The sequence below is a fragment of the Curtobacterium sp. AC268 genome, assembly GCF_979258745.1.
The window spans coordinates 1-16,189 of sequence record NZ_OZ409878.1; the positions used below are offsets into that span (position 1 = coordinate 1).

A 16,189-nucleotide genomic window follows, 5' to 3' on the forward strand; every position below is an offset into this window, starting at 1 on the left:
TTCCAGCCGGGCACCTTCACCAGCTTCGCGTAGAACATCGACGCGGCCGTGTACGGGTCCATCCGCTGCTCGTACGTGCCCCAGGCGCCGTTGTCGCGCTGCTGGAACAGGCCGCGGCTGTCCGGGCCCGCGGCGTCGCCGTGGTCCAGGTTCACCAGGCTCGACTCGCCGATCGCGGTCATCACCCCGACGGCCTGCGTGTGCGGACCGATGCCGAGCGCCTGGGCGGCTTCGATCACGTGCGCGGCGTTCACCAGGCGGTCCTGGCAGAAGCCACCGACGGGTCCGGCCGGCACGACCATGCCGCCGATCGTCTTCGAGGCGACGGCCGGGCACGCGGGAGTCGGGGTGGCGGCGCTCGACTTCGCGATGCCGGCGAGCGAGTTGACCGCGATCACGACGAGGACGACCACACCGATGCCGACCGCCACGATCCCGGCGCCGAACACCGAGGCGACGGTGATGCCGACACGGCGCATGACGGGACCTCTCGACGGGCTGGGCGGGCGGAGCAGGAAGAGCAGCACGAGCGTACGGGCGCCTCCTGGGAAGCGTGCGGCGGCCCGCCGTGATCGCACGCTCCACGAGTGACGGTCCTGGTTCACGAAGCGCAGGGCTTCGCGCACCAGAACCGTCAGGACGTGTACGCGCTCAGCTGTCGTGCGGAGGGCGCTGCACCTTCGTCGGCTCCGTCACGAGTCCGGTCGGGGCCTTCTCGGCCTGCTTCCGTCCGTGGGTGAACCAGGTCAGGACCCAGAGCAGCACGCCCAGGGCCAGAAGCGCGCCGGCGATCTGGTACTGCTGCGGGTCACGACCGGACGAGAACGGCATGACGAGCCACAGGCACGTGACGATGCCGATGACCGGGATGACGACGCCGGCCCGGAAGTGCTTGTGGTCGACCTTGTCGCGGCGCAGCACGAGCACGGTCACGTTGACGACGGCGAACACCGTCAGCAGCAACAGCGAGGTGGTGCCACCGAGGACGACGACGATGGGGGAGTCCGGGTCGAGCGAGACCCACCCGATCAGCAGCAGTGAGATGAGCGTGGTGAAGACGATCGCGGTCGACGGGGTGCGACGGGCGGGGGAGATGCGGGACAGGAAGCCCGGCAGCACGCCCTGCTTGCTCATGCCGTAGAGCAGGCGCGACGCCATCATCATGTTGATCAGGGCGGTGTTGGCGACGGCGAACATCGAGATGAAGGGCAGCAGGTCGGCGATCGGGAAGTCCGGCGCGGCGGTCTGCACGACGGTGACGAGCGGGGTCTCGTTGCCGGCAAGCTCACCGATCGGCACGACGGCCACGGCGCAGATCGACACGAGCACGTAGATCACGGCGGTGATGCCGAGGCCGGTGAGCATGATCTTCGGGAAGATGCGCGAGGGGTCCTTGGTCTCCTCGGCCATGTTGACCGAGTCCTCGAACCCGACCATCGCGAAGAACGCCAGCGACGTCGCGGTGCTGATCGACATCAGCAGGGACTTGTCCTCCGGCGTCTCGAACATCACGACCCGCGAGAAGTCCGCGTTGCCGCCCGCGATCGCCCAGAACCCGATCAGGATCACCATGACGAGACCGGACAGCTCGACCAGCGTCAGCACGACGTTCGTCTTGACGCTCTCGCTCACCCCGCGGAAGTTGATGAACATCACCGCGAGCATGAAGCCCATCGCGATGAGCATCACCACGCCGTTCGGCAGCTCGATGCCGAACCCGGCGCCGAGGTTCGCCGCGAACGCCCGCGATGCCGTCGACGCCGACGTGATCCCGGAACACATCACGATGAACGTCACGATGAAGGTGACGAAGTGGATGCCGAACGCCTTGTGCACGTAGAGGGCGGCACCGGCGGTCTGCGGGTACTTCGTCACGAGTTCGAGGTACGAGAACGCCGTCAGCAGCGCGACCGCGAACGCGATGAGGAAGGGGAGCCACGCTGCCCCGCCGACCTCGGCCGCGACCTGACCGGTGAGCGCGTAGACACCCGTGCCGAGGATGTCTCCGACGATGAAGAGCAGCAGGAGCTTGGGACCGATGACCCGGCGGAGCTCGTGCTGCTCCTGCTGTGGGCGGTCCGTCTTGGTGGTGGCCATGCGTCACCCTTGCGCGCGAGGTGCCTTTCTGTCCAGTCCCACAGGAAGGTTTCTCGCGATCGCAACACGGTCGCTCGGCGACGGATACGCTCCGGCCATGGACCAGCAGTCGAACACCACCGAGGAGCCCATCGAGTTCGCGGACTTCAACGCGAAGCTCCTGGTGCTCGACGTCCTCTGCTACGACCTCGACGTCCTCGACCCCTACGACCCGGACGCCGAGGACGAGACCGACGAGGACCTCGACGTCGACGGGCAGGACGACCGGGCGCGCGAGTACTACGACGACCTCGACCTGCTGCCGTCGCACCTGGCGCTCGTCACCGAGATCACGGTGGACTCCGACCTCGAGGTGCTGCGGGACGTCCACCCCGGCTGGGACGGCTCGGACGACCGCTTCGACCCGCAGAACTGGGACGACCTGCTCGACCTGCCGGAGCTCCGGACCGTGTACGCCGCCGCACCACTGCCTGCCCACGTCGCCGAGCGGCTCGCGGCCAAGGGCGTCGAGGTCCGCTCAGCCTGAGCAGGACGCGACCAGGATGCGACCGGGACGCCCGCGCGATCGACCAGCTGGCTAGCGGTCCAGCGCCCGCAGCTGCTCGGTGAACTGCTTCGCGCCGCCCTGCGCCGGGTGCCGCACTGCGATCGCCTCGATGCCGGCCAGGGCGAGTGCTCCCTGCGCCTTCCGACCGACCGCGACCACCCGGACCCGATCCGCGCCGCCGAGGGCCTCCAGCAGCGCGAGCGCGACGGGCGCGCCCGAGCGGACCTCGGCGGGCCGAGGTGTCCGGTTCGTCAGCCGGTCCGGTGCCACGAAGGGGTGGTGCGGGAAGATCGCCCACGCGACCGGGAGCGCACCGCGCCAGCCCTCCAGCGCAGCGTGCACGACGCGCGACGAGGCCTCCCACGGTGCCGTCGGCTCCGGCGGCGCCGAGAACCCGGGCCCGAGCTCGCGCATGCTCGTGAACGGCACACCCGTGTTCGTCATGCCGCGCCACCCCGGGGCCTCGGCCACGAGCAACGTGTCGGCCCCCGCCCCGGACTGCTCCAGGTACCGCGTCAGGTTCGCGCGCCGCAGCCGTCCCTCGGCCGATCCGACGTCGTAGAGCGCCTCGGCGTCCGACTCGACGGGCACGGCGTCGAGTGCCGCCCAGAACGCGGCGAACTGACCGCCCGTCCCGCTCACGATCGCCCGAGCACCCGGCGGTAGACGTCCTCGAGCCCCGCGGCCGACCGCTCCCAGCTCAGGCGCTCCGCGTGCTCCCGGCCCGCAGCGGCGAGGCCGGCTGCGTACGGCGCATCCGTCAGGATGCGCTCGATCTCGTCAGCCCACGCCTGCGGGTCGCGGGATTCGAGCACGACGCCCGTCTCACCGTCGACCACGGCCTCACGCAGGCCCCCGGCAGCCGCGGCCACGACCGGCACCCCGGAAGCGGAGCCCTCGAGCGCGACGAGCCCGTAGGTCTCGGAGTGGGACGGCACGAGCACGGCTGCCGCGCCACGGAACAGGAACGCCAGGTCGGCACGCGACTGCGGCCCGATGAAGGTGACGTGGTCGGCGATGCCCCGCGCGTCGGCGAGCCGACGCAGTTCGTCCACGTAGTCACCCGCCTCACTCGAGACGTCGCCCGCGATGACCAGGGTGGGGCGGGCCTCCAGGCTGATGTCGGCGATCGCCTCGATCGCCAGGTCCAGGCCCTTGAGCGGTTGCACGCGCGCCGCCGCGACCACGTAGGGGGTGGCGGCGCGGCGCGCACCGACCGCGGCGGGCCGGAAGACGGACCCGTCGACCCCCGGCGGCACGATCCAGATGCGGGCGTCGTCGCCGCCGAGCCGGGTGCGCACGGTCGACGCCTCGGCCTCGGACACCACGACGACGGCGTCCGACTCGCGAGCCAGCAGTTCCTCGCCGGCGATGCGGCCCGCGGACTCGGGGCGTTCTCCCTCGGACAGCGGCGTGGCCGGGTCGGCGGCGATGGAGTGGAACGACTGCACGTGGGGGATGCCGCGCTCGCGGGCGACGGGCAGCGCGGCGGCACCGGAGAACCAGTGGTGCGAGTGCAGGACGTCGAACGGCCCGAGCTGCTGGAGCTCGAGACGGAACGGTTCGATGAACGCGTCGTGCTCACCCTTCGGCACCGGCTCGGCCGGCCCCGCGGACAGGAACCGCAGGCAGACGCCCGGTACGAGCGACACCGAGTCCGGCTGCGTCGGAGCGGACCGGCGCGTGATGATGTCCACGTGGTGGCCCCGGTCGGCCAGCGCCTCGGCCTGGTGCCGGACGACGACGTTCATGCCGCCGACCTCGCCTGAACCGGGTTCGTCTCCGGGGGAGGTGTGCAGCGACACCAGCCCGATGTGCAGGGGTTCGATCGTCGCGCTCACCGCTCAACCCTAGCCGCGCGGCCTCCGCTGCGACGGGCGCGCGGGCGCCACCACGACGGGCCGGCGGCCCGCCTCGTCCGGCGTGTCGGTGGGGAGGGCCGGATCACCTCCCAGGATCTGCACGCGCTCGTCGCCGTGTCGCTCCCAGAACGCCGCCGTCCACGCGCACAGCGCCCCGTCGAGCAGGTCCTCGCGGTGCTTGTGCGTCGGACCGTGCAGCACCGACGGATCGGCGAGCCGCTGCGTCAACGGGTGGGAGTCGAGCAGCAGCGGCGGGTCGAGCGGGGTCTCGCGCAGCCGCCGGACCAGCTCGTCGAATGCTTCGGCACGACGGTCACGTGCCTCGGCGGCGGGGATCCGGAGGTCGAGCCGCTTGTACCGGGGTCGTTCCACGTCGTAGCCGAGCTCCTCCACCCCGACCAGTGTCGTGTACGGGTAGCACTCGAACATCGCCGGACCGGTGCGTGCCCGCATCGAGTCCGTGTCGGAGACGTACCCGACGCCCAGCGCGGTCAGCCGGTCGAGCAGCGCTGAGCCGGCGCTCGCCGCCGATGCCTGGTTGGTCGGGTTCGCCGCGACCTTCCACCGGCCGTAGCGCTGCCCGACCTGCCGCTCGGACTCGCGGATGCCCGTGGGGTTCGTCACGACGAGCGAGGCGTCCACTGCGATCAGGGATCGTGGCCCGAGGTGATCGGCGATCCAGTCGGTGACGGCGTCGACCCCGCGGGCCCACGCGGCGTCGGTGATCGTGCCGTCGTGGTCCATCGCGACCAGCCCGGTCTCGTTCGCGGCCTTCCGCTCGGAGCCGAGCCCCCACGCCAGGTCGATGCCGAGGTACGCGTTCACCCGCCCATCCTGCCGACCCTGCCCGCAAGACACCGGTGTTCGCGCGCTGAACACCGGTGTGCGCGTGTTCGACAGGGGAACACCGGTGTCTTGCGAGAGCTCGGCGGCGCACACCCGGCTGCGGGCGGGCAGCCGGCACGCGTGTACGGTCCGCTGCATGGCGAGCGAAGCGACGACGGTGCGGGTGCCCGGGCCCGACGGTGACCGCGAGGTCCGGATCAGCAGCCCCTCGCGGGTGCTCTGGCCCGAGGCGGGCATCACGAAGCTCGACCTGGCGGAGTACCTCGTGACGGTGGGCGACGCCTTCGTCCGGGCGAACGGCGACCGGCCGATCTCACTGCAGCGGTTCCCGGGCGGTGTCGACGGCGAGCAGTTCTTCTCGAAGAACCCGCCGAAGGGTGCGCCCGACTACGTCCGCTCCGTGACGGTCACCTACCCGAGTGCCCGGTCGCACCCGCAGCTCGTGATCGACGAGCCGGCCGTGGCGGTGTGGGCCGCGCAGATGAACACGGTGGTGTTCCACCCGTGGGCCTCTCGTGCCGAGGACAGCGACCACCCGGACCAGCTCCGCATCGACCTCGACCCGCAGCCCGGCACGGACTTCGGCGACACGGTGCCGGTGGCCGAGGAGCTGCGGAAGGTCCTCGACGAGGTCGGCCTGGCGACCTGGATCAAGACGAGCGGCAACCGCGGCCTGCACGTGTTCGCACCGATCCGCCCCGAGCACGAGTTCCTCGACGTGCGGCACGCGGTGATCGCCGCGGCGCGCGAACTCGAACGACGGATGCCCGACCGGGTCACGACGGCGTGGTGGAAGGAGGAGCGGGGGCAGCGGATCTTCGTCGACTTCAACCAGGCGAACCGCGACCGCACGATGGCCGGTGCCTACAGCCCGCGGGCCCTGGCACACGCCTCGGTGTCGACGCCGATCACGTGGGAGGAACTGCGGACCGCCGACCCGACCACCTTCACGATCCGGACGGTTCCCGAGCGGCTGCGCACCACCGGCGACCCGTGGGAGTCGATGGGGGAGCAACCGGGCAGCATCGCACCGCTGCTCGAATGGTGGGAGCGGGACCTGGCGAACGGTGAGGGTGAGCTGCCGTTCCCGCCGGACTTCCCGAAGATGCCCGGGGAGCCACCGCGCGTGCAGCCCTCGCGGGCGAAGAAGCCGAACTGAGGCCGAGCGGCCGGGTGGCCGAGCAACCGGGCCCAGCCGGGTCGAACCGAACCGAGCCTCAGGCTGCGGAGGAGACGTCCCGCTGACGGTCCGGGTCCTCGACGCGCGTGGTGTGCGTCGGCAGCCCGATGCTGGCGGTGTGCAGGCGGGTGAGCCGCGACCAGGTGCCGCGGTGCACGTCGGTGATGCCGTCGACGATCACGAGCCGAGTCCGACCGTGACGAGTGCGAGCGCCGTGGCGGTCACGCCGGCGATGGCGCTGATGACCGCGCTGAGCTGCAGGACGCGCTGGCGCCGTGCCTCTCGGACTTCTGTGAAGGGGCTCCGCCGAGGTTGGCGGACAAGCGTGCTGGTGCTCATGTCGATCCGCTCCGATCAGGGCATCCGGACTGGACGCCTCGTGCTGCTGAGATCATCCTGGCACGGCTTCGCTAGTTCGGCTAACTACTTTTCGCGGAACGTGACAGAACAGCGACAAACGGACACCGCAGTGCGTTCCGCGTCAGGACAGCACGTCGTTCAGGTCGTACGCACTCGGCACCTCGAGCTGCTCGAACCCGCACGACGTCGCGTCACGGTCGGGCCGCCACCGCTCGAACTGCACGGTGTGCCGGAACCGGTCGCCCTCCATCTGGTCGTACCGGACCTCGAGCACCAGCTCCGGCGCAAGCCGGACGAACGACGTGTCGCGACCCGACGAGAACCGCGACCGTTCCCCGTCACCGGTGACGGGCCTCCCGTCCGCATCGCGGAGCACGACGGGCTCGAGCTCCTCGATCAACGCGGCCCGCCGCTTGTCGGAGAAGGCGGAGACGCCGCCGACCTGGCGGAGCTCGCCGTCCGCGTCGTACAGGCCGACCAGCAGCGACCCGACTCCGGAGCCGCTCTTGTGCACGCGGTAGCCGATGGCGACGACGTCGGCGGTGCGGTGGTGCTTGATCTTGAGCATCGAGCGCTTGTTCGGTTCGTACGGCCGAGCTCGGGGCTTCGCGACGACGCCGTCGAGCCCGGCGCCCTCGAAGGTGGTGAGCCACTCGCGCGCCTGCTCGACGTCGAGCGTGGTGCGCGTGACGAAGAGCGGGTCGGTCATGGCGTCGCCGAGCTGTTCCAGGCGCTCGCGACGCTCGTCGAAGGGCAGGTCGAGGAGCTCCTGCCCGTCGACGGCCAGCAGGTCGAAGGCCACGAACTGCGCCGGGGTCTCGACGCTGAGCTTGGTGATCCGCGAGGCCGCCGGGTGGATGCGCTGCGACAGCGCCTCCCAGTCGAGGCGCTCGGCACCGGGCTCGCCGGAGCGCAGGATCACCTCGCCGTCCAGGACGACCGGGTGGTCGCGCCCGCCGAACTGGGCGCGGAACGCCTCGACGAGTTCGGGGAAGTACCGGGTGAGCGGCTTGGCGCCGCGGCTGCCGATCTCGACGTCGTCACCGTCGATGGTCACGATGCCGCGGAAGCCGTCCCACTTCGGCTCGTACCGCAGCCCGCCCTTCGTGCTGTCCGGGTCGGGGACGGTGGCGACGGCCTTGGCGAGCATCGGTGCGATCTCCATGGGTCCTGTCTACTCGCGCGCGTGGGCGGGGCTGCGGACTTCGTGAGCAGGAACGGTCGGGTCCGGCTGGACGACCCGACATCTTCTGCTCACGGTGCGCGGCCGGGAGGCCCGGATCACCCCGGGCAGGTCGGCCCGCGTCGGTAGGGTGGCCGGCGTGACGACCGTGCCCCCGCCGGCAGCGCCGGCCCCGGAACCGATCAGCCCCGTGCAGGCCGCCGCGCTCCGCGACGGCGTCCTGCCACCCGTCGAGCAGATCCGGCCGGGCATCTGGACCCTCGCGGTGCCGTTCCGGTTCGGGGTGCCCGATGCGACCCTCGTGTACGTCGTCGAGGGGTCGGACGGCTCGCTCGCGGTGATCGACCCCGGGTGGTCGGCCGACGGCGGACTCCCCGAGCTGCGGGACGGGCTCGCCGTGATCGGACGCACCCTGGACGACGTGTCGCTCGTGGCCGTCACACACCTGCACGCCGACCACCTGGGTGCCGCGGCGGCCCTCCGCCGGGCGACGGGTGCCCGCGTGGCGATGCACGGCCTCGAGGTCCGTGCGCTCGAACGGGAACGCGCCGACGCCGAGCGGAACGACGCGGACATCGCGACGTGGGGGCTGCCCGAACACCTGCGGGCCGGCGTCGTCGAGGCGTGGGGCAGCGGACGTCGCATCGGGATGGGCCGGATCGAGGCGCCGTACGCGGACGTGCTGCTCGAGGACGGTGACCTGCTGCCGATCCCCGGTCGGACGATCCGGACGCTCTGGACCCCGGGCCACACGACCGGGCACGTGTGCTTCCTCGACGAGGCCGACGGGCTGCTGTTCTCCGGCGACCACGTGCTGCCGCGGATCAACTCCGGCATCGGGCTCGGCGGCCGGACCGGCACGAACCCGCTCGGGGACTACCTGGCTTCGCTCGCGCGGCTCGACCCGTACGCCGAGCTCGAGGTCTGTCCGGGGCACGAGTACCGGTTCCGCGACGTCGTCACCCGTGCCGAGACCCTGGCCCGGCACCGGGAGGAGCGCTCACGTCACGTCGCCGCGGCCCTCGATGCGCTGGACCGTCCGACGCTGTTCGAGGTCGCGGCCCGGGTGCCCTTCAGCGGCGGGATCGAGTCGATGACCGGGTTCCTGCTCGCGAGCGCGCTGACGCAGACGGCCTTCCACGCGGAGCTGCTCGGGCGGGCAGGCGAGATCCGGCCCGCCTGACCTCAGGCGTCCGCGGCGGCGCGGCTCAGCCGAGCGTGGTGGCGAGGCGCACGATCGTCGTCTTCGCGTCGGCGAGCTCCGCGGCGGCGTGGTCGGCCAGCGGGGCGAGGTCCGGCAGCCGGTCGGCCAGGGTCGCGCTGACGGTGATCGGGTACAGCTTCATGCCGAGCGCGGTGCCGAGCACGATGTGCAGGACGGGGGAGCCGTGGTCCCAGCCCTCGGTCGGGGTGCCGGCGTCGTAGGTCGCGCCGCGGCTCACCACGGTGACGACGGGTCGTCCGGCCAGGGGCTGCACGCCACCGGTCAGGATGCCGGGCACGTGGATGCGGTCGATCCAGGCCTTCAGGGTCGACGGCACGGTGTAGTTGTACAGCGGCGCACCCACCACGACGACGTCGGCCGCCAGGAGCTCGTCGATGACCTCCTGGCGCAGGGCCTCGGCCTCGGGCGCGACGGTCTCCTCGGCGGTGCGGTCGGCGGCGGCCCAGTGCAGCGCCGAGCTCTCCAGGTGGGGGAGCTGGTCGACGTGCAGGTCCCGCCGGACGACCGTGTACTCCGGGCCACGGGCGCGCCAGGCGTCGGCGAAGGCCGCGGTCAGTGCGCGCGAGCGGGAGTGGGACAGGTCGGCCGAGGAGTCGATGTGCAGCAGCGTGGGCATGTCGCCAACGCTACCGGCGCGGACCCGGCCGGGCGCGGATGCGGGAACGGCCCCGCCTGTTCCGGTGGAGGAACAGGCGGGGCCGTCACGGGCCTCCCGTCCGACGCGCGGGCACGCGACGGACGGGAGACGACTCAGGGTGTCAGCGCTGGGCGCGACGACGACGCGCGAAGCGGGCGCCGATGAGGCCGGCACCGGCGACGAGCAGGCCCAGGGCCCACGGCAGTGCGTCGGTGGTGTCCGAGCCGGTGTAGGCGAGGGTCCCACCGGTGTTGACCGGCGCTCCCGGCGCGGCGACCGGGACGGGAGCGACGGCGGGGGCCACCGTGGGGCGGACGTCCACGGCGAACGACGTGCTGAACGCGCCGGAGGCGACGGTCAGGTTGTGGATCGACGCGTGCGGGAACGTGACGTCGACCAGGCCGAGGTCACCGAGGTCGGGGTCGGGGGCGATCACGTCGCTGGCGACGTCCGAGGTCACGACGGGCATCTCCGGGGTCTCGTCGTCGAAGCCACCGATGGGGTTGCCGAACCGGTCGACGGCGCCACCCTGGATGACGAGCGTGCCGCCCTGCTTGACGGTCGGGCGACCGCCGACGGTGAAGTCCTCCTCACCGAGCGTGTAGACGCTGCCGTCGGGCTCGATGATCCAGCTGGTCCGCTCGGTGTCGTCGTCGTCGCTCTCGTCGAACAGTCCGGCGCGGTCGGTCGTGTAGACCATGACGCCGACCGGGGCAGCGGCCTCGACGGTCATCGAGACGTACTGCGTGACCGACTCGGTGCCGCTGGTCGCGGTGACGGCGAACTCCGAGTCCATCGCGAGGGTGGCGGTACCGCTGAGTTCACCGGTGGACGCGTCGAACGAGAGCTCGTAGGGGAGCTGTTCCTCGGGGTCCGACTCCCCGGGGTACTCGTCGGCGAAGTCGGCGTCGTCCTGGCTGAACCAGGAGAGGCTGTAGGTCGGCTCCGGGAAGCCCTGCGCACGGAAGGTGTGCGAGAAGGAGTCGCCGGCGGTGCTGGTCAGCACGAGGGGGCTCTTCCGGCTGGCACCGGCCGTGGTCGGCTCGCCGTCCGCACCGAGGAACGCCGGGCTCTGCGTCACGGGCACGGTGGCCGCGGACGTGACGGTGTTCGCCTCGGTCGCGCCGGGCAGCGTGCCCGTCACGGCGACCGTGATGGTCTTGCGCACGTCGGTCGGGTCGACGACGTAGCTCGCGGCCTTCGACAGGACGTTGCCGTCCTGGTCGGTCCAGGAGTACTTGTAGCCGGCCTCGTCGTCGAAACCGGTGACGACGGCGACGAGTCGGGTGCCGACCTTGGCCGAGCCCGCGATGGTGACGGTGGCGTCGGCGGCCTTCGCGGTGACGTCGGGCTTCGGGGTCGCGGTCGGCTTCGGCGCCTCGGTGGCGGTCGGCGCGGTGGTCTCCGGCGCGGCGGGCTCGTCGGTGGCTTCGGGGGCGGGTGCCGCCGGGGTCTCCTCGTCACCAGGGACCGGAACCGGGGTCTCGGGCGTCTCGGCGGACGGTTCCGTCGGCGCGGGCGTCTCGATGCCGTCGGCCGGGGTCGGCGTCTCGACGGCCGCGATCGGCTGCGGCGTGACGATCGTCTCGGCGTTGGCGGCCGTCGCGGTCATGATGCCGAGGCCGGTGGTCAGACCGACGAGTGCCACGGTGGTGCCGACGGCGCAGGCGCGACGGACGGTGGAGGTGCTGCGGTGCACGGGTTCCCCCCAGGGGTCGGTCCGGGCGCAGTGCCCGGATCATGTGAATTTGCCGAGAATGTCGGCGTTCTCGGATCGTAGCGGGATGACGTTGCCGATCCGGGCTCATTGATCGGAATGTGACCCGGGTTGGGGGTGCGTGCGGGAAACCGCCTGACCCCCGCAGGCGCGGCTCGCCTGCGTGCGTGCGGAAGGACGCACGGGAGGCCCGGTGCCAGCTGGCACCGGGCCTCCCGTGCGCTCGTCGGTCGCGTCTCAGGCGCGACGGCGGCGCAGGCGGAGCACCAGCAGCCCGCCGCCGGCGGCGAGCAGCCCCAGGGCCCACGCCAACGGCGTGGTCTCGTCGGCGCCGGTGTAGGCGAGTGTGCCGCCGGTGCCGCTCGTCGTGGTCGCGACCGCGGCCGTGGCGACGGGACGGACGGCGACGACGAACGTGGTCGAGGCGCCACCCTGGGTGATGGTGAGACGGTGGTCCGAGGCGTGCGGGAACGTCACCTTCGAGGCGTCGCCCCGGGGATCGGTGACGACCTCGTCCGACGCGACCGAGCTCGTCACCGTCGCGCCGAACCCGGTGCTCGCGGAAGCCGGCGCGGTCGGGTTGCCGAACCGGTCGACGGCGAGGCCGGACACCACCAGCGAGCCGCCCTGCTGGACGGGGATGGACGCGACGGTGCCGAGGGGCTCGCCCCCGCCGGAGAACGTGCTGATGACGCCACCGGGTGCGACCGACCAGACCGTTGCGCCGGGTGTGCCGGTGTCGACGATCGCGCGGACCCCGATGGGTGCGGCCGGCAGGACGGTCAGGCGCACGTACTCCGTGGCGGTCGCGGTGCCACGGAGGGCGACGACCTCGAAGTCGTACGTGCCAGCGGTGGTCACCGTGCTGGTGAGTACCCCGGTCTCGACGTTGACGGTCAGGTCGGACGAGGGTGCGTCCTGGATCGCGTACGCCAGCGACCCCGTCCCGCCCGTGGTGCGGAACGTGTGCGTGAACGTCGCGCCGGCGGTGGCGGTGAGGGCGAGCGGCTTCGCCTTCGTCGACGGCTCGGTGAAGACGACCGGCGACGGCGAGACGGTCAGGCGGACGTACTCGGTCACCTGTGTCGAGCCGCTGAGGGCCACGACCTCGAAGTCGAACGTGCCGGCGGTCGTCGGCGTGCCGCTCAGCACGCCGGTCTCGACGTTCACCGTGTAGTCCGCCGACGGGGCGTCCTGGATGGCGTACCCGACGGTGCCGTTGCCGCCCGTGGTGGTGAACGTGTGGCTGAACGGCGTGCCGACCGTCGCGGTGAGGGCGATCGGGGCGGCCTGGGTCGACGGCTCGGTGAACGCGAGGTCGCTGCCGTCACCGGGTGCTGCCGCCGGGGTGGCGCTGTCCGTGGCCTTCGCGGCGGGGCCGGCGCCGGGCGTCGGGCCGGCGCTCGGTGTCTCGGCGGCCGTGAAGGTCGCCGTGGTGCTCGTCGGTGTCGTCGTCCCCGTCGACGTCGCCGCCGTCGCGGGCGCGCCGACGCCGACGACCGCGCCGATGGCGGTCGCCGCGACGACGATGCCGATCGTCGCCGCGCGGCGGACGGGCGGCTTGGTGGACTGGTGCATGGTTCCCCCTCGGGAGTCTGGTGGTGAGCACGCGGTGCCCGCGCGCTCCTCGGTGCTGACGTTACGGTTCGCGGACCCGTTCCGACCCCTGCCGGAGGTCACGGTTTCATCTCGGTACTACCGGCTCTCATCTGGGGTTTTTCACAGAATCGCGCAAAGACGGACCGGAGGCGCGGGGCGGTCCTGCCCCGCGCCTCCGGTCCGTCAGGCGGTCGCTGTGACGTGCCTCAGCCGAGTCGGCGACGCAGGCGCCAGACGAGCAGGCCGGCGCCCGATGCCAGGAGGCCGAGGGCCCACGCGAGCGGGCCGGACTCGTCGGCACCGGTGTACGCGAGGGTGCCCGACGCGGCCGGCCTGTGGGTGGTCGTGACCGTGGTCGTCGCCGTCGGCTGCACCTCGAAGCGGATGGTGCTCGTCACGTCCCCGGACGCGACGGTGACCGTGTGCGGCGACGCGTGCTCGAAGGTCACCCACGTGGCCACAGCCTCGGGGTCGTACTCGATGCGGTCGCTCGCCACGTCGCTCGTGAAGGTGAGGTCGGTGTGGTCACCGACCGGCTGCCCGTCGGCGTCCACGGCCAGGGCGCGGATCTGCACCCGGTCACCCTGTCGGGCCGGGATCGCGTCGACCTGCTGCGGGTCGCCGTCCGCCGGGTAGTAGGTGATCACGTTGCCCTCGACGCCCCACCGGTCGCCGGACGTCCCGTCCGCGGGGAGCACCCCGATGGTGATGCCGGCGACGGCAGCGGGGGCCTCGGAGACGCGGACCGTGAACGAGGTCGAGACGCCGCCCTCGGACACCGTCAGTGTGCGGGTGCCCGGCTCCGAGAACGTCACCGTGTTCGCCGACCAGTTCGGGTCCCAGACCACGCCGTCGGACGCGGTGGTGCTCGTGACGGTCGAGCGCGGGTACTCGTCGCCCGGGGTGGTGCGGTTGCCCAGCGCGTCGACGGCCAGACCCGCGAGGGTCATCGAGGAGCCGACCGTGGCGGGGACCTCCGACACCACGGTGTCACCGGTGCCACCCGGCGCGTACTCCCGGATCGTCCCGTCGGCGTCGACCTGCCAGCTGACGTCGGAGTCCGAGCTGTCGACGCTGAACGTGACGCCCACCGGGGCGCCGGGCTCGATGTCGACCTGGACGTACTGCACGGCGGTCTGGTGCAGGTCGGTCGCGGTGACCTGGAACAGTGCGGGGCCGTCGAACGTGCTCTTCGGGGTGGCGCTCAGGACACCGGTCTGCTCGTTCCAGGACCAGCCGTTGATGTCGTTGGTCGGGTCGAAGTTCAGCGGGTTGAACAGGTACTCCAGTGGGCCGTCGCCGCCCTGGGCGGTGAACGTGTGCGAGAACGGCTGGCCGGCGGTCGCGGTGAGGACGATCGGCGCGTCCTTGCTCGACGGCTCCGCCCAGGTGACGGGCGTCGATGCCTCGGGGGCGGGCTGGTCTGCGGCGGCGGGGGTCGTCGTCGCGGTGCCCGCGGCGGGCGGTGTGGTCGCGGCCGGGGTGGTGTCCGGCGTCGCCGTCTCGTCGGTCGGTGCCGGTGCCGGTGCCGGTGCCGGTGCCGGTGCAGGCGCCGGTGCCGGGTCGGCGGTCTCGCCGTCCGGTGCGGCCTGCGCCGTGTCGGGAGCGGTGTCGGTGCCGGTGTCGGTGTCGGCCGCCGTGGTGTCGGTCGCGGCGTTCGCGGTGGTCGCGTCCTGCGGAGCCGACGTCGCGGTGGTGCTCGGTGCAGCGGTCTCGTCGGTCGCTGCGGAGGCGGCGCTCGCCCCGATGCCGAACGCCGACGAAGCGGTGACGATCGCGATCGCCGCTCCGATCGCCGCGCTGCGGCGGAAGGTGTACTTGCAGGACTGGTTCACGGGATCCCCCTCGGATGCCTGGGTGGGACGCCGGATCAGCGTCCTCTACTCAGGGAATGTCGCCCGCTGACCAGTCCTGACGATCGCTCGATCACGGAATGATCACGATGGCGACGGAGCTCCGCAGCCGTCGTGCCGGAGCCGAGCCGCGCCTCCAGACCGCCGTGTCACGCTCCGACGACGGACGCAGCACGTTCGAGCGCGGCGCGGAGTGCGCGCACGGCTGGCGACGACGCGCCAGCGGCGCGGACCACCGTGAAGATCGTCCGACGGGGGCGCTCGGGCAGCTCGAGCAACCGGCAGGTCGTCGTCCGACCGGTCCACATCAGGTCGGGCATCAGGCTGACGGCGTTGCCCGACTCGACCAGGCGGATCTGCGTCTGCAGGTCGGCGGTCTCGTACCGGACGTCGGGCTCGAAACCCCAGCGCCGGCAGACCTGCTCGGCGAAGTGCCGCGACGCGGTCCCGCGGGGCTCCATCACCCAGGGCATGGTGCGGGCGTCCTCGAGCGACGACACCGGGCGCAGCGCCGTGTCGCGCGGGGGCAGGGCGAGCCGGACCGCGTCGGTCGTCAGGTCGGACCGGTCGAGCCCGGGCAGGTGCGGAGCGGCATGGGCCGGGTACTGCTCGGCGATGACCATGTCGAAGTCGCGAGCCCACGTCTCGTTCAGCGCGGTCTCCGGTTCGCGCTGCACCATCTCGACCCGGACGTCGGGGTGTTCCGTGGCCATCTCGTGCAGGGCGCTCGGCATCAGGGCCAGGGCCGCCGACTGGAACACGGCGACCCGCACGCGACCCTGCACGGACGACAGGGTCTCCTCGACCTGGGACTGCGCGTGCTCGAGGACGTCGAGCACCTGGCCCGCCGCGGCAACCAGCACCTCGGCCTGCGGGGTGAGCTGGAGCCGCCGCCCGGCCTTGCGGAGGAGCTGCACGCCGGCCTCCCGCTCCAGCGCACTCAGCTGCTGCGAGACCGCCGACGGGGTGAAGTTCACCGCCTCGGCGACGGCCGCGATCGTGCCGCGGATGGACAGCTCACGGAGGAGCACGAGACGGCGGACGTCGAGCATGGTCCGACGCTAGCCGGGTCACGACCGGAAC

Annotated in this window: 15 protein-coding genes and 1 pseudogene; 3 read left to right on the top strand and 13 right to left on the bottom strand. The window is 72.2% G+C overall.

The genetic code is table 11. From position 1 onward, the window contains the following. Together ACZZ9K_RS00005 and ACZZ9K_RS00010 are read right to left on the bottom strand one after the other, a co-directional pair. Positions 1 to 479: pseudogene (locus tag ACZZ9K_RS00005) on the bottom strand (CHAP domain-containing protein); the annotation flags it as partial. A 172-nt stretch (positions 480 to 651) separates the two neighbouring features. Next, the gene (locus ACZZ9K_RS00010) at positions 652 to 2,097 is read right to left on the bottom strand and encodes an APC family permease (RefSeq protein ID WP_138803039.1); all 1,446 of its coding nucleotides are present in this window, start codon (positions 2,095 to 2,097) and stop codon (positions 652 to 654) included. 97 nt (positions 2,098 to 2,194) lie between these two features. Between ACZZ9K_RS00010 and ACZZ9K_RS00015 the strand changes: the two genes are divergently transcribed. Then, on the top strand, positions 2,195 to 2,623 hold the full coding sequence (locus ACZZ9K_RS00015; protein ID WP_138803040.1) for a DUF6892 domain-containing protein: 429 nt from the start codon (positions 2,195 to 2,197) through the stop codon (positions 2,621 to 2,623). 51 nt (positions 2,624 to 2,674) lie between these two features. On the opposite strand, the gene ACZZ9K_RS00020 is transcribed toward ACZZ9K_RS00015, so the two are convergent. From ACZZ9K_RS00020 to ACZZ9K_RS00030, 3 genes are read right to left on the bottom strand one after another with little or no spacing between them, the layout of a single operon-like run. Beyond that, positions 2,675 to 3,286, bottom strand: a complete 612-nt coding sequence (locus ACZZ9K_RS00020) for a uracil-DNA glycosylase (protein WP_463443016.1) — start codon at positions 3,284 to 3,286, stop codon at positions 2,675 to 2,677. Next, a complete protein-coding gene (locus ACZZ9K_RS00025; RefSeq protein WP_138803042.1) occupies positions 3,283 to 4,485 on the bottom strand; it encodes a glycosyltransferase in 1,203 nt (400 codons plus the stop codon). Before ACZZ9K_RS00025 ends, ACZZ9K_RS00020 begins: the two co-directional genes overlap by 4 nt. Positions 4,486 to 4,494: 9 nt before the next feature. Beyond that, on the bottom strand, positions 4,495 to 5,331 hold the full coding sequence (locus ACZZ9K_RS00030) for a DUF429 domain-containing protein (protein WP_463443017.1): 837 nt from the start codon (positions 5,329 to 5,331) through the stop codon (positions 4,495 to 4,497). Between the two features lie 157 nt (positions 5,332 to 5,488). On the opposite strand from ACZZ9K_RS00030, the gene ligD reads away from it, so the two are divergent. Then, entirely contained in the window at positions 5,489 to 6,511 is a 1,023-nt protein-coding gene (ligD, locus tag ACZZ9K_RS00035; RefSeq protein WP_463443018.1) for a non-homologous end-joining DNA ligase, read from the top strand. Positions 6,512 to 6,569: 58 nt separating this feature from the next. Here the strand turns inward: ligD and ACZZ9K_RS00040 are convergent, their stop codons facing one another. The 3 genes from ACZZ9K_RS00040 to ACZZ9K_RS00050 form a co-directional block, all read right to left on the bottom strand. Continuing rightward, the gene (locus tag ACZZ9K_RS00040; RefSeq protein WP_155896788.1) at positions 6,570 to 6,713 is read right to left on the bottom strand and encodes a hypothetical protein; all 144 of its coding nucleotides are present in this window, start codon (positions 6,711 to 6,713) and stop codon (positions 6,570 to 6,572) included. After that, entirely contained in the window at positions 6,710 to 6,871 is a 162-nt protein-coding gene (locus ACZZ9K_RS00045) for a hypothetical protein (protein WP_463443019.1), read from the bottom strand. Before ACZZ9K_RS00045 ends, ACZZ9K_RS00040 begins: the two co-directional genes overlap by 4 nt. Before the next feature lie 142 nt (positions 6,872 to 7,013). Next, positions 7,014 to 8,057, bottom strand: coding sequence for an ATP-dependent DNA ligase (locus ACZZ9K_RS00050; RefSeq protein WP_463443020.1), 1,044 nt, complete (start codon positions 8,055 to 8,057; stop codon positions 7,014 to 7,016). A gap of 157 nt (positions 8,058 to 8,214) precedes the next feature. Between ACZZ9K_RS00050 and ACZZ9K_RS00055 the strand changes: the two genes are divergently transcribed. After that, entirely contained in the window at positions 8,215 to 9,258 is a 1,044-nt protein-coding gene (locus tag ACZZ9K_RS00055) for an MBL fold metallo-hydrolase (RefSeq protein ID WP_463443021.1), read from the top strand. Positions 9,259 to 9,283: 25 nt separating this feature from the next. On the opposite strand, the gene ACZZ9K_RS00060 is transcribed toward ACZZ9K_RS00055, so the two are convergent. From ACZZ9K_RS00060 to ACZZ9K_RS00080, 5 genes are all read right to left on the bottom strand, one after another. Beyond that, the gene (locus tag ACZZ9K_RS00060) at positions 9,284 to 9,916 is read right to left on the bottom strand and encodes an FMN-dependent NADH-azoreductase (protein ID WP_463443022.1); all 633 of its coding nucleotides are present in this window, start codon (positions 9,914 to 9,916) and stop codon (positions 9,284 to 9,286) included. A gap of 142 nt (positions 9,917 to 10,058) precedes the next feature. Continuing rightward, positions 10,059 to 11,636 carry a putative Ig domain-containing protein gene (locus ACZZ9K_RS00065; protein WP_463443023.1) on the bottom strand — a complete coding sequence of 526 codons (1,578 nt, stop codon included), beginning with the start codon at positions 11,634 to 11,636 and terminating at the stop codon, positions 10,059 to 10,061. Positions 11,637 to 11,891: 255 nt separating this feature from the next. After that, entirely contained in the window at positions 11,892 to 13,232 is a 1,341-nt protein-coding gene (locus tag ACZZ9K_RS00070) for a hypothetical protein (RefSeq protein WP_463443024.1), read from the bottom strand. Between the two features lie 227 nt (positions 13,233 to 13,459). Then, positions 13,460 to 15,088: a Hint domain-containing protein gene (locus ACZZ9K_RS00075; RefSeq protein ID WP_463443025.1), complete on the bottom strand. Its 1,629-nt coding sequence runs from the start codon at positions 15,086 to 15,088 to the stop codon at positions 13,460 to 13,462. A 167-nt stretch (positions 15,089 to 15,255) separates the two neighbouring features. After that, positions 15,256 to 16,158, bottom strand: coding sequence for a LysR substrate-binding domain-containing protein (locus ACZZ9K_RS00080; RefSeq protein ID WP_111123921.1), 903 nt, complete (start codon positions 16,156 to 16,158; stop codon positions 15,256 to 15,258). Between the last annotated feature and the right edge of the window lie 31 nt (positions 16,159 to 16,189).

Excerpts from the sequence above, each read along its gene's own strand:
- ACZZ9K_RS00045 (WP_463443019.1), bottom strand. The coding sequence starts at position 6,871 with ATGAGCACCAGCACGCTTGTCCGCCAACCTCGGCGGAGCCCCTTCACA.
- ligD (WP_463443018.1), top strand. The coding sequence starts at position 5,489 with ATGGCGAGCGAAGCGACGACGGTGCGGGTGCCCGGGCCCGACGGTGAC.
- ACZZ9K_RS00080 (WP_111123921.1), bottom strand. The coding sequence starts at position 16,158 with ATGCTCGACGTCCGCCGTCTCGTGCTCCTCCGTGAGCTGTCCATCCGC.
- ACZZ9K_RS00070 (WP_463443024.1), bottom strand. The coding sequence starts at position 13,232 with ATGCACCAGTCCACCAAGCCGCCCGTCCGCCGCGCGGCGACGATCGGC.
- ACZZ9K_RS00010 (WP_138803039.1), bottom strand. The coding sequence starts at position 2,097 with ATGGCCACCACCAAGACGGACCGCCCACAGCAGGAGCAGCACGAGCTC.
- ACZZ9K_RS00060 (WP_463443022.1), bottom strand. The coding sequence starts at position 9,916 with ATGCCCACGCTGCTGCACATCGACTCCTCGGCCGACCTGTCCCACTCC.
- ACZZ9K_RS00015 (WP_138803040.1), top strand. The coding sequence starts at position 2,195 with ATGGACCAGCAGTCGAACACCACCGAGGAGCCCATCGAGTTCGCGGAC.
- ACZZ9K_RS00050 (WP_463443020.1), bottom strand. The coding sequence starts at position 8,057 with ATGGAGATCGCACCGATGCTCGCCAAGGCCGTCGCCACCGTCCCCGAC.